Origin of the sequence: Herbaspirillum sp. AP02, from assembly GCF_015767275.1 — a bacterium.
GTDB lineage: Bacteria > Pseudomonadota > Gammaproteobacteria > Burkholderiales > Burkholderiaceae_D > Herbaspirillum.
In genome coordinates this window covers 1-12,148 of record NZ_JADWMY010000015.1, presented here as the reverse complement: position 1 = coordinate 12,148, position 12,148 = coordinate 1, and the positions used below count along the sequence as shown (strand labels likewise).

Sequence of the window (12,148 nt, the reverse complement as noted above, 5' to 3'; positions counted from 1 at the left end):
AGGGAGCGGGAATCCACCAGGAATCCCTCACCCGCCTCGCCCTGGCCCGCCCTCACCCCGCACTCTCTCGGAGGTACGGTCGCGGCGCAGCCATGTTGTCGTTATGCCATCGCGGTCAATCCGCAGATCGCTGGTATTCAGGTTTTGCTCGGCTTAAGTGAAGCCGCGTTCAAGGGAGGAAAATCCGGTGCACGAGGCCGCAAGCGCGCCTGCAAAACCTTCGATTATAGGGGAATTCGATTTTCCGGGCCGCCGCAGGTCATCCGCGCCGGCCGGAAGGGCAGGACCGATCAGTGATGTCGATCAGTCGCGGAGGTAGGAGCCGCCGTGCCTTGCAGCAAGGCGGAAACGCCGTAGAGGTCGGCCAGGCTCTGCAGATTGGCCGGCAGGACGCCGAATTCCAACGCCGCACCACGCTCGACCGCTGCGCGACGCCAGGCCAGCAACGTGGCCACGGCCGAAGAATCAACCACCGTCACCTCGCTCACATCGATGCTGCCCTGCCCGGCGGCGATGGCCGAGAGGCCGTCGCGCAGGACAATGCTGGCATTGGTGAAGGTCAGCGAGGCGCCGGGCTTGAACATGGTGCTGGATCTTTCGGGTCGGTGAAGAAAATTACTTCTTGCCGTTGCTGCGGGCGGCCAGTTGCTGGTTCTTGTCGCTCAGGGCCTTGATCAGGCCATCGATGCCACCCTTGCTGATCTCGCTGGAGAAGGTGCCGCGGTAGGCCTCGACCAGCCAGGCGCCCAGCACGTTGACGTCATACAGCTTCCAGCCGTCGGCCTTCTTTTCCAGGCGATAGCTCAGCTGGATGGGCTCACCGCCACGCGAGGAGATGACCTGGGAGTTCACTTCCACCTCGGTGTCGCCAGGGGCGGCGCGCAGGGGCTTGAATTCGATCTTCTGGTCACGGACCTGCGACAGTGCGCCGGAGTAGGTGAACACCAGCAGGCTGCGGAACTGGGTGATCAGCTGCTTCTGCTGTTCCGGGGTGGCCTGGCGCCAGTAACGGCCAGCGGCCAGCTGGGTCATGCGTTCGAAGTCCACGTACGGCAGGATCTTCTGTTCGACCAGCTGCATGATGCGGCCGTTGTTGCCGGCCTGGATGTCCTTGTCGGTCTTGGCGGTGTCCAGCACCTCCGAACTGATGCGCTTGACCAGGGCATCGGGGGCTTCCTGGGCGGAAGCACTGCCCGAGAAGGACAGGGCGGGAACAGCGATGGCGGCAATGGCGAAAAGTTTGGCAAGCATCTTCATAAGTGTTTTTCCATTCGAGTCAGCGGAAGGGGCCGGATTCTGCACGGGCATCGTACGCATCATGCGCATCGACATGCATCCGGCGACCAGCGCCGGCAACCCCTTCGAAACCCGCAAAATGACGGGGTTCCCGCGCCGTCACAGTTGGCTACGGGTGTTACAGATAATGCGGTTCAGCGGATTTTCAAGGGCTGCAGCACTGGCGGCGGTGCAATCGGCATCGCAACCAGCGGGGCGCAGCCGGGCCAGTCAGCCCGGCCAGCCGATCAGGCCATTACGGCTCGATAGTGTTTTCCGGCCGGTCCTTGCCACCACCGGCACCATTGATCTGGCTCTGGCGACGTTGCAGGTAGGCATCACGCACGAAATCGTACTTGTCCAGCGCGGCGTCTTCCAGCAGGGTCGACGCATCCAGCAACTGGGCGCGGCGGTCGACGATGCGCACCACCGTACCGACGTTGCGCCAGCGGACCGGATGCTTGTAGGTCCACAGGTCGCCATACAGGTCCACCGGCAGGCCGGCGGTATCACGCACGGTCGACGGACCGAAGAACGGCAGCACCACGTAAGGACCCGAGCCTACGCCCCACTTGCCCAGGGTCTGGCCGAAATCGGACTTTTCTCGCGGCAGGCGAGCTTCGGTCGCCACATCCAGCACCCCACCCAGACCGAAGGTGGTGTTGATGGCCACGCGCATGAAGGTCGACACACCCTGCTCGACGCGACCCTGCAGCAACTGGTTGATCGACGACCACAGGTCGCCGATGTTGCCGAAGAAGTTGCCCACGCCATGCTGCACGGGATTGGGCACCACGGCGTCATACGCCTGCGCTGCCGGCTTCAGGGCTACCTTGTCGACCGTGTCGTTGAAGCTGAACATGGTCCGGTTGAAGCCTTCCAGCGGATCATTGGGATTGTTGTTGGTGCTGGCGCAACCGGTCAGGGCTGCTGCTGCCAGGGCGATGGCACCCAGGCGGCTCGCATAGGCGGTATTGAAGGTTTTCTTGTTCATTTTGAATCATCCTTTCCCTCTGCCGCCTTGCTGTAGAGGAACTGACCGATCAGGTTCTCCAGCACGATTGCGGATTGCGTCATCTTAATGGTATCGCCCGAAGCCAGGTTAGCAGTATCGCCGCCCGGTTCGATGCCGATGTATTGTTCACCCAACAGTCCCGAAGTCAGAATCTTGGCTGAGCTGTCCTTGGGGAATTTGTAGCCCTCGTCCATGTTCAGCATGACCACGGCACGGAAGGTCTGATCATCGAAGCGGATCGAGTCCACGCGGCCCACCACCACGCCGGCGCTCTTGACGGCCGCACGCGACTTCAGGCCGCCGATATTGTCGAAGCTGGCCTTGAGGGCATAGGTCTTCTGACCGAAGGACATGGTGCTCATGTTGCCGGCCTTGAGTGCCAGGAACACCAATGCAGCCACCCCCAGCAGCACGAAGATTCCAACCCAGGCATCCAGTGATTTACGTTGCATAGTTCAACCCTCTATATTCATCGTCGCCCGCGTACGGGCGCTCTACATTCTTTGCCGCGATCAACTGAACATCAGCGCGGTCAGCAGGAAATCCAGACCCAGCACCATCAGCGAAGCGATCACGACGGTGCGGGTGGTGGCGCGAGCCACGCCTTCCGGCGTGGGCTGCGCTTCGTAACCCTGGAACAGCGCCACGAAGGTCACCGCCACGCCGAAGACCACGCTTTTCAGCACACCATTGGCGATATCGTTCCAGACATCCACCCCGCCCTGCATCTGCGACCAGAAGGCACCTTCATCCACGCCGATCAGCAGCACGCCAACCACATAACCGCCCATGACGCCCACGGCACTGAAGATGGCCGCCAGCACCGGCATGGCGATGACACCCGCCCAGAAACGCGGCGCGACCACGCGTTGCAGCGGGTTCACGGCCATCATCTCCATGGCCGACAGTTGCTCACCCGCCTTCATCAGGCCGATCTCGGCGGTCAGCGAGGTTCCGGCGCGCCCGGCGAACAGCAGCGCGGTCACCACCGGACCCAGTTCACGGGTCAGCGACAGGGCCACCAGCAGGCCCAGCGCCTGTTCGGAACCGTACTTGTTGAGCGTGTAATAACCCTGCAGGCCCAGCACGAAGCCCACGAACAAGCCGGACACCGCGATGATCACCAGCGAATAGTTGCCGATGAAGTGGATCTGGTCGGTAATGAGACGCGGACGACGCAGCAAGCCCAGCGAAGCGCCCAGCATGTTGACGAACATGCGTGCAGCAAAACCGACCCCGACCACGAACTCCCGGATACTGCGGCCCAGGCCGCTGACGAGACCGACGATCATGCACCACCTCCCAGGCCCAGATCCTCGGCCAACGACTTGCCGGGATAGTGGAAAGGCACCGGCCCATCGGCCTCGGCGTGGACAAATTGCTTCACATAGGGATCGGTGGAGTGACGCATCTCTTCCGGCGTACCCTGGGCCACGATCTTGCCGGCGGACAGGAAATACACATAATCGGCGATACCGAAGGATTCATTGACGTCGTGCGACACCAGGATGGACGTCGACCCCAGCGCGTCATTCAGACGTCGGATCAGGTTGGCGGTCACACCCATGGAAATCGGATCGAGTCCCGCGAACGGCTCGTCATACATGATCAGCGCCGGGTCCAGGGCGATCGCCCGGGCCAGCGCCACGCGCCGCGCCATGCCACCGGAGATTTCCGCCGGCTTCAACGCTGCCGCATTGCGCAAGCCGACTGCGTTCAACTTCATGAGTACCAGGTCGCGGAGGAGGGTCTCATCCAGGTCGGTGTGCTCGCGCAGCGGAAAGGCCACGTTGTCGAACACCGTCATGTCGGTAAAGAGCGCGCCGTTCTGGAACAGCATGCCCATCTTGCGACGCAACATATACAGTTGTCCGGTCGCCAGGTCGGGCACGTTTTCGCCATCCACCTCCACCCTGCCCTGCTGCGGCTGCAACTGCCCGCCGATCAGGCGCAGGATGGTGGTCTTGCCCGAACCGGAGCCGCCCATGACCGCCACCACCTTTCCGCGTGGGAAATCCATATGGAGACCGGACAGGATCGGGCGGTCGCCATAACGGAAGTGCAGATCGCGGATTTCAACGATATTAGGCAAAGGGATTCTTCGGATTCTTTGGAAAACCGACATTGTAGAGCAAATTTTACAAATCGCTTTCAAGAGGGCAATACAGCGTGTAAATCACCGCCGCGGAACAGCCCCGTTCTTTACAAGTTGCGTGCAAATTCGAAGAAGTTGACAACTATTGCTAACAACCAACTTGATGACGAATGAGTCAGTTAAATATTGTGCGTTTCAGATATTTCTCATTGCGTGGCTTATTCACAACGAAAAGATATGTAAGGAACAATATCGATACGATTCGTATCGATTCATATCCCTACAAGGTGGCATCTGCGGCAGCAAATCGGACGGCGCAATCGCGTGGATCAGCCGGGGCGAACACGACGGCCACGCAAAGCATAGGGATGCGGCGCACGGCTTGCTACAATGTCGGTTTTGCTTTCGGAAGAATCTGTCATGAGCCTCAAATGCGGCATCGTGGGTCTGCCCAACGTCGGTAAGTCCACCCTTTTCAACGCGCTGACCAAGGCTGGCATCGCCGCCGAGAACTACCCGTTCTGCACCATCGAGCCCAACGTCGGCGTCGTGGAAGTGCCCGATCCGCGCCTGAAGGCGCTGGCCGAGATCGTCAAGCCCGAGCGCATCCTGCCGGCCACGGTTGAATTCGTCGACATCGCCGGCCTGGTGGCAGGTGCCTCCAAGGGTGAAGGCCTGGGCAACCAGTTCCTCTCGCACATCCGCGAGACCGACGCCATCGTCAACGTGGTGCGCTGCTTCGAAGACCCCAATGTGATCCACGTCGCCGGCCGCGTGAGCCCGCTGGACGACATCGCCGTGATCCAGACCGAACTGGCCCTGGCCGACATGGGCACGGTCGAAAAGGCCATCCACCGCGAGCAGAAGAAAGCCCGTTCCGGCGACAAGGACGCCGCCAAGCTGGTCGCCCTGCTGGAACGCATCATGCCGGCGCTGGACGAAGCCAAGCCGGTGCGTGCCCTGGGCCTGGACGCTGAAGAGATGCTGCTGATCAAGCCGCTGTGCCTGATCACCGCCAAGCCGGCCATGTATGTGGCCAACGTGTCCGATAGCGGCTTCACCGACAACCCGCTGCTGGATCAACTGACCGGCTACGCCAAGGAACAGAACGCTCCCATCGTGGCCATCTGCGCCGCCATCGAAGCCGAGATCGCCGACCTGGACGACGCCGACAAGGTCGACTTCCTGGCCGACATGGGCATGGAAGAACCGGGCCTGGACCGTCTGATCCGTGCTGCCTTCAAGCTGCTGGGCCTGCAGACCTACTTCACCGCTGGTGTGAAGGAAGTACGCGCCTGGACCGTGCCTGTCGGCGCCACCGGGCCGCAGGCGGCTGGTGTGATCCACACCGACTTCGAGCGCGGCTTCATCCGCGCGCAGACCATCGCCTTCGAGGACTTCATTGCCTGCAAGGGTGAGACCGGTGCCAAGGAAGCAGGCAAGATGCGGGCGGAAGGCAAGGAGTATGTGGTCAAGGATGGGGATGTGATGAATTTCCTGTTCACCCGCACATAAGCATTATGGACATCCCCCCTCACATTGAGGGGTATGGACGTGCAAATGCAATTCATCTAATACAAATAAGATGCTAAATTGCAACTATTAATTTAATTGTCCCCCTACGACAATAGTTCAAAGCAAAAAAAGACCAAGGCCCGCAGAGAAATCTAGCGGGCCTTGGTCTTTTTTCATTTTTGGATCCATTCGCTATGGATCAAATCTGGCTATTTGCGCTTGGCACCATGAGCATCGACATAGAGTCCAACCAGCCCCTGCAAGGTCTTACGATCCTTGGGTGACAGAGTCTGGATTTGCTCGGAAAAAATGAAGCCTGGGAAAGCAGACTGCTCCTGAGCAGAAACAAATAGTGTCCAAGCTGCCACCTCCAGTACTGAGCAAAGCTTTTCGAGTTGACCAATCCTCGGACTCAAAATTCCCCGCTCATATTTCGACAGTGTCTCAATTTCAACACCGACAGCGTCAGCAAGTTGAGACTGGGTCATAGAGCGCTGCTTCCTAAGCAGCGCAATGTTCTCGCCCAAAACTTTGGCGAGCGGCAAGGGGCTTTTTTTGGAGGTTGTCTTTGTCATGTGCAGGCTCGAAAACTTGCACATGGTCTATTCGCGCCGCCAAATATGACAGGGCTTTTAAATTCGTACCCATTGACTTTTAAAGTCGGGTTATCTTAGTATCCGCGGCTTCGATAAGTACCATTTCTATCGCTACTCTAAAACTCCGAAGGTCCTAGACCAGAAAACTCATTCATGTTCATCACCGACCACTCATGGAAGATCGAGGGTGCTCCAACTGCGCTATTGGCGCCCTTAGTACCGTGGCACTCAGTGCTGTTAGACGTCAACGAACCTTGCTTTGCAGTGATGCCCAGTGCTGATATTCAGGATAGACAAACTCATTTGCGACTGTTCTCCGACATTGATCACCTGGTTCGATACGTAAAAGAAGTATCAGGACTCGTCTTCGCTATTTCTCGAACTGGTGATGAGATGAATGTTTCAAAAGTCCATGCAATAGGATCCTACCCCTGCCCTCAAACAGGCATCAAATTCAAAGTATATTTTGATGATCGCAAACAACCATGGCCAGCGCACAGTGGACAGCCAAACTTCTCAACTGAATTGACATTCGACGTCGAAGCCAGCTTTGTCTGATTTGACCAACTCTTCAGCACATATTATGCGAGGTGCTCATGACATCAGATCGCTTTAACGATATTGATCTTTCTCCAGCACTAGAGGCGCTGTTTAGGCTAGAACTGGCAGAAGGAGATCTTGGCCGGGCATATTGGCGCCAGATTTCTGAACTGCTCAGAGAGTCCGCTAGCTTTCGTCAACGAGCACTTGTCTCAGAAGATCAGTTACGTCGCATTCAACTCAAGGGGCGGCGCTCAAATATCACGGGGGTTTCTAAAAAGGAGATTGGGCGAATATCAACTGAATATCCCCGCGACGTAGCCAGGATGCAGAAGGTCCTGCTCCTGGCCGGCAAAGAATACCCAATCGATGACGTGATACGAGCGTGGATTGAATACTCTGAACAGACGAAGAAAGTATGGGGATCGCTCTCCGCCAGCGATGATGAATTGCTGTTGAAGCTACTCGGCTCGATTGACCTATGAATACTCACTGTCGCAATGAGTGGCCGAGTGCGCTTCTTTTATAGCTAGTCTTCTTGAGTTCCGCCGTAGCTATTTAGCCTTCTTACAGCTTCGTCTCGCTCTTTTTCGCAGTAGTTTTCTTGAGTAATTTTCGCATTCCGCCCATGAGAGCTTCCGCTAGCCGCGAGCCGAGCGAGGATCATTTTTTTCGGCAAAAAATGGTGGGGATCATCAACCGGAACTATCTCAATAAAATCCTCATCCAGTAGAGTCATTTCAAATGCAAATAGCTTCTTCTTTACACCCCAAATAAAGTCCCAACCATAGCCACGGAATTTCCCCATTGTTATCGAGCCTTGCAGCATCGCAAAGTCAGATAAAGGGAATTCTGCACAAAGGTTTTTTGTTGAAATCTCTCCGCTGATATTGCCACGCGCTGCATCGAGTCGCAAATAGCTCATCGTGTACGTGAGGGGATTATCCCCGATTAGGCCCTCAACTTCATCCGACCACGCAGAACTCCATCTCTCGTCTTCATAGTGCCAGGACAAAAAATTCTTGTAGAGTTGGCTTGTCTTCTCCGGCAGTTCGTCAAGGTTAGTCATCACCGCCGTACTGTTTGTGAGCATCCAACCTATAGCAATGGTTACCGATGTTAAATACTGCCAATTGCGTTTAAAAAATCCGGGGCGCTTCGCGGCCTCTCTTTCGGCCCTTATCCGATCTAAACCTGGGATCTTTTTCCTTCTCATTTTTCAGCTCGCTATCTACTTATCTTTTTGAAATTTGGTTCGCGAGTAGGTGATGCCGCAGAACCAATTCCAGTGTTCAGTCGCAAGAGGTAGGTAGTGCACGCATAAAAAGAAACGCCCACAGTTGCGGGCGTTTCTTTTTTCTCCGTCACTTCAGCACTGAATTTCGGACCAAGCGACCACTAGCCTACCTAGACTTCCGTGGCTTCTTCCCTGGATAGATATCGTCAAGCAAGCGCCACATGAAGGTGTCAGCTTCAATAACCGACAGTTCATGACGCACACGCCCCTCGAAATGCAGAGCGCACAATGCCGGAAAGGCCATCGGATTCAGTACATATGAGGTCAGGCCGCCATACTCGTCCCCACCAACATATTCAGTCTGTTGCAGTTCTTCTAGCAACTCTTCCGCAGGTAGTTTATCGTCTGCGTCGAAAATCGACTCTGGCTCCAGGCGAGCATTTTCAGTGAGCGCGCCGAAAAACGTGTCATAGACAATTTTCTGTGCCGGACGCGATAGATCTATCAACTCTTGTCGAGCAGCGAATAACACTTCATCGTCACGGCAAAGGATTCTGGTACAAATAGCGTCCACATCGGCTGGGCTCAACAACAATAGTCCCAGTACTTTTTCTGGTGAAATGACTTCAATGGGCCAATTTTTACCTGCGTTGAGCTTGAAGAAAGAGTTAATAGCACCTAAGCGCTTCTTATGCTGCTTCAAATTAAAGCATGGCATTATCCACCACTCATCAACCTTGGCACTCATGAGCGCCTCTAACACTTGACGCTTCAAAGTTTTAAGGAGCCCGGACTCAGGAATCACATCAGTTTTTTTTGCATCGCGATCAGCCTCGCGATTGGACTTGATCTGAAACCCGACGCGCCGAGATTTAACACCGTCATCAAACTTGAGAAACAGATCAACGCCATCGTCATCCAGTCCTTGCGTTTCACATGTATCAGAACCCAAACGGCTGAACGAGTTGAGAATTGCTTCAAATCGACTTCGCAATTCCGGTAGCAAATAATCATGGTTACTTAACCTTTCTTCCGCGAACCTCTTGGTGCCCTCCAGCGAAGTTGGTGCATAAGAAAGCACTTCGGCCAAAAGACTAAGTGGCGTGTAATCGTCGTGAGTAATTCTCAACTTCCCCTCCCCGGACAGTAGTATTCGCCCCCCGAATATTACCCACAATCCATTTATATCTGAAATGAGATTCCAAATAGCCCAAGCTCCATTGGGACCGCACGACGGGATATCAACGTCACATGGCAATTCGAATTCACAGCTTGCAAGACGACTATCGATTCTTGTGGTGTCAAGCTATTCATGTGGCTCGTGTACTTGCAGCGTCAAATCGGATGGAAAGCCACGCTGGCATTGATCCGGTGATCCGCATGTCGACATGCGTGTAAACGGTTACCTCAAGGGTAAAGGATTCGCAGCAAGTGGCGTTCCGCCTTTGCTTGGCTTATCAACCGTTGCTTCATCCTTCGAGGTTTGCTTCAGCATTTAATGTGTCTGCCGCAAGCCTGCGTGGAAGGCTTTCCCTTTTCCGGCATCCGTTTTGGCCGATTGTCGCCTTCATCTAACAATCATCCTTGCTCACAAACAGGGAAATGGCGGGGGTTCAAATAGTGTGGATTTCCCCGCAGAATGACGACCACTCCGCGGCCAGCGCGATGATGACTTCGCAGGAGGTCTCAAAGCTTAAAGAATCGTAGCTGAAATAGTTATGTTCGCCGAGGCAATATTGGAGGTAGTCCAGCAACAGCTTGCCTTGTTCGGTTTCGGCAAACGTAACCGATGCACGTGCTGCTTTGATCAGCTTCAGGTTCACGTCGTCCTCAAGCACATCCTCAAAGATCTTTCTGGCCTCGCGCTCTCCCGCTGCTACAGTGGACAGTCCATGTGTGAAACCCAGGCAGTGTGCGAATGCAGGCCAAATCCCGGATTGTTCGCACTGCCGCTTGGCCCAGAAAATTGCCCGGTCAATGTCATGCAATTGGAGCGTTACCCCATCATCTTCGAAGCGGAGCGTTGGTAACTCACTTGCATTCTCTGCATGGCCCGCAACGCGGCGCCAGGCATCCAAAAGCCGCGCCATGGCAGACAGATAGCCGAGATTCTCAGTTCGATTTATTGATGTGATATTACCGAGATAGTATGCAGTAACAGAGCCGAGTGCGAGGCCTAAACGGTAACACGGGTATAAGCCGGGGATATTCATATCAACCGACAGCCCCATCATCTCGTCAAGGTGGGGTATCCAGATGAAGGGATCGGTGAGCAGGCGCCCTGAGAAATTGACGTTGGTATATTTCGGCGACTCTTTCGTTAATGTCTTTCTGAAAGCAACCAGCGAATCACGTAGCGGCCCCCACATGCCTACATGGAACAACAAGGCATTTTCACTCGTCATCAAATAAAGTTGGTTGCGCCATCCTTGTTGTGCGCTTAACTCGGTCGAATCCGGCAGGCCGTGGTTGTCCACTTGGTCGAGCAACTCGCCACCCACATCCAAATCTATATAGTCTGCATCAGGGCGGCGAAGAACGGGATTTACGGTATCCGGTAACGCAAGTCGCGCTGAATTCAGCGTGCACGTGCTAAGTATCCATGCATGTTTGTTGCGCCATGCGATGACGAAACCAGAGGTACCAGTGCGTTCGCCACGTACGACAAGATTACGCGCTTCCTCCACGATGCGATCATCAGCTTTCTCGATGTCCCGAAGCCGAAAATCTCTACGCTGGCATGAGAAGCTTAGCGTGTCGCAACAGAACGCTTCTTGATCGATAGAGTCAATCGCCACCCATCTGGAAAGGAACGGCTCTAACCTTAGGCGCAGGTGGAAACCATCATTTTCATAAAATTGCAGTGGAAGCAGTGGGAAGTGACGATTGCGTAACTGTGCTGCAACTGCGTTGTCGAGCAGCGAGCTCCATTCCGCAGCAACGATGACGATGAACACCTGTGTATTGTTGGTCTGTCTCTGAATCTCTTGAGCGTAGCCCAGCACCTCTGTCAGTGTCTGCCTTGCTGCTGCTGCACTCGCCTTCAGTTCAACGACAATATAGGCTCCGGAACTTGCGTTGAAAAGCAAAACGTCGGGCTTGAAGCGCTGGTTTTTTTTCTCCGAGATATTGTCATTGGCGGAGCATTTGCAAGCCTCGTAAAGGCTATAAAACACTCGCCTAGCGTCCCGGACAGCTGAGTGATTCATCATATCCGGCATGGATACCGGCTTCAGCAGCTCGTCCCAGTCGATAGCATCAATATGCGAGGCGATACAGTCCATCGTCTCGAACCACTCTTGCATCGTCGTTTCGTAGAGCTTGCCCATGTTGCGCTTTCGGCAGTCGTGTCAGGTATCCAAATGGTGTTGATGGAGTTTGTGCATACTCCGAGTGCACACGGGCATTGTTCGGTCAGGCCCTGCACATCAAGCGTGCGCTCTGGCAGAACTGTCAAAGCACACGATTCCAAGATAACTTCGTCCCCACATCAAGACGAGATATTAATCTCAGGATTCTATGTCTGCTCCTTCGATTTGAACGCCGCCCGTACTTCCGCTGCCAGCATGTTCAAAGTCGGAGGGATGGCATATCCATTCTCAATCAAGTGCGCCACGTATCTGGAAAAATCACCTTTATGTTCCGCCTTAATTTTCTTCCAGACGATTCTCTGCGCATGTTCGTCATTGGGGAGTAGAGACTCGATAGCCGTCTGCAATGTAGTTGTTGGAGACAGTAGGTGACAGTTTGTTGAATTGCATCGAAAACTGACCCACTTAAGCCAGAAATTTGCATCCTAAGTTGACCCATGTTTAGACCACAATCCTGCTCAAGACAGCGAGCGGGAGAACGGAGTGATAAACGTGGCCCTACTT

General features: G+C 54.9%; 13 protein-coding genes. 3 read left to right on the top strand and 10 right to left on the bottom strand.

Going from position 1 to position 12,148, the window contains the following annotated elements; all coding sequences use genetic code 11:
* Nucleotides 1–290 precede the first annotated feature (290 nt).
* From I5R65_RS22285 to I5R65_RS22260, 6 genes are all read right to left on the bottom strand, one after another.
* Nucleotides 291–584: a lipid asymmetry maintenance protein MlaB gene (locus tag I5R65_RS22285; protein WP_180671223.1), complete on the bottom strand. Its 294-nt coding sequence runs from the start codon at nucleotides 582–584 to the stop codon at nucleotides 291–293.
* A gap of 31 nt (nucleotides 585–615) precedes the next feature.
* Entirely contained in the window at nucleotides 616–1,257 is a 642-nt protein-coding gene (locus I5R65_RS22280) for a phospholipid-binding protein MlaC (protein ID WP_180671224.1), read from the bottom strand.
* 274 nt (nucleotides 1,258–1,531) lie between these two features.
* Nucleotides 1,532–2,269: a VacJ family lipoprotein gene (locus tag I5R65_RS22275; RefSeq protein WP_180671225.1), complete on the bottom strand. Its 738-nt coding sequence runs from the start codon at nucleotides 2,267–2,269 to the stop codon at nucleotides 1,532–1,534.
* On the bottom strand, nucleotides 2,266–2,742 hold the full coding sequence (mlaD, locus tag I5R65_RS22270; RefSeq protein WP_180671226.1) for an outer membrane lipid asymmetry maintenance protein MlaD: 477 nt from the start codon (nucleotides 2,740–2,742) through the stop codon (nucleotides 2,266–2,268). Before mlaD ends, I5R65_RS22275 begins: the two co-directional genes overlap by 4 nt.
* A gap of 60 nt (nucleotides 2,743–2,802) precedes the next feature.
* Complete coding sequence (gene mlaE / locus I5R65_RS22265) at nucleotides 2,803–3,582, bottom strand: lipid asymmetry maintenance ABC transporter permease subunit MlaE (RefSeq protein ID WP_180671227.1); 780 nt, start codon at nucleotides 3,580–3,582, stop codon at nucleotides 2,803–2,805.
* The gene (locus tag I5R65_RS22260; protein ID WP_180671228.1) at nucleotides 3,579–4,382 is read right to left on the bottom strand and encodes an ABC transporter ATP-binding protein; all 804 of its coding nucleotides are present in this window, start codon (nucleotides 4,380–4,382) and stop codon (nucleotides 3,579–3,581) included. The genes mlaE and I5R65_RS22260 overlap by 4 nt, the downstream gene beginning before the upstream one ends.
* 423 nt (nucleotides 4,383–4,805) lie before the next feature.
* Here I5R65_RS22260 and ychF point away from each other — a divergent pair, with 423 nt between their 5' ends.
* Nucleotides 4,806–5,900: a redox-regulated ATPase YchF gene (ychF, locus tag I5R65_RS22255; RefSeq protein WP_180671229.1), complete on the top strand. Its 1,095-nt coding sequence runs from the start codon at nucleotides 4,806–4,808 to the stop codon at nucleotides 5,898–5,900.
* A 209-nt stretch (nucleotides 5,901–6,109) separates the two neighbouring features.
* Here the strand turns inward: ychF and I5R65_RS22250 are convergent, their stop codons facing one another.
* Nucleotides 6,110–6,475, bottom strand: a complete 366-nt coding sequence (locus I5R65_RS22250; protein WP_180671230.1) for a helix-turn-helix domain-containing protein — start codon at nucleotides 6,473–6,475, stop codon at nucleotides 6,110–6,112.
* Between the two features lie 174 nt (nucleotides 6,476–6,649).
* On the opposite strand from I5R65_RS22250, the gene I5R65_RS22245 reads away from it, so the two are divergent.
* On the top strand, nucleotides 6,650–7,054 hold the full coding sequence (locus I5R65_RS22245) for a hypothetical protein (protein ID WP_180671231.1): 405 nt from the start codon (nucleotides 6,650–6,652) through the stop codon (nucleotides 7,052–7,054).
* 38 nt (nucleotides 7,055–7,092) lie between these two features.
* On the top strand, nucleotides 7,093–7,521 hold the full coding sequence (locus I5R65_RS22240; RefSeq protein WP_180671232.1) for a hypothetical protein: 429 nt from the start codon (nucleotides 7,093–7,095) through the stop codon (nucleotides 7,519–7,521).
* 44 nt (nucleotides 7,522–7,565) lie between these two features.
* Here I5R65_RS22240 and I5R65_RS22235 read toward each other — a convergent pair whose 3' ends face one another.
* The 3 genes from I5R65_RS22235 to I5R65_RS22225 all read right to left on the bottom strand — a co-directional run bounded on the left by I5R65_RS22235 (nucleotide 7,566) and on the right by I5R65_RS22225 (nucleotide 11,602).
* Complete coding sequence (locus tag I5R65_RS22235; protein WP_180671233.1) at nucleotides 7,566–8,252, bottom strand: hypothetical protein; 687 nt, start codon at nucleotides 8,250–8,252, stop codon at nucleotides 7,566–7,568.
* 187 nt (nucleotides 8,253–8,439) lie between these two features.
* Entirely contained in the window at nucleotides 8,440–9,402 is a 963-nt protein-coding gene (gene xopAX, locus I5R65_RS22230; RefSeq protein ID WP_180671234.1) for a XopAX family type III secretion system effector, read from the bottom strand.
* A gap of 484 nt (nucleotides 9,403–9,886) precedes the next feature.
* Nucleotides 9,887–11,602, bottom strand: a complete 1,716-nt coding sequence (locus I5R65_RS22225) for a hypothetical protein (RefSeq protein ID WP_180671235.1) — start codon at nucleotides 11,600–11,602, stop codon at nucleotides 9,887–9,889.
* Nucleotides 11,603–12,148 lie beyond the last annotated feature (546 nt).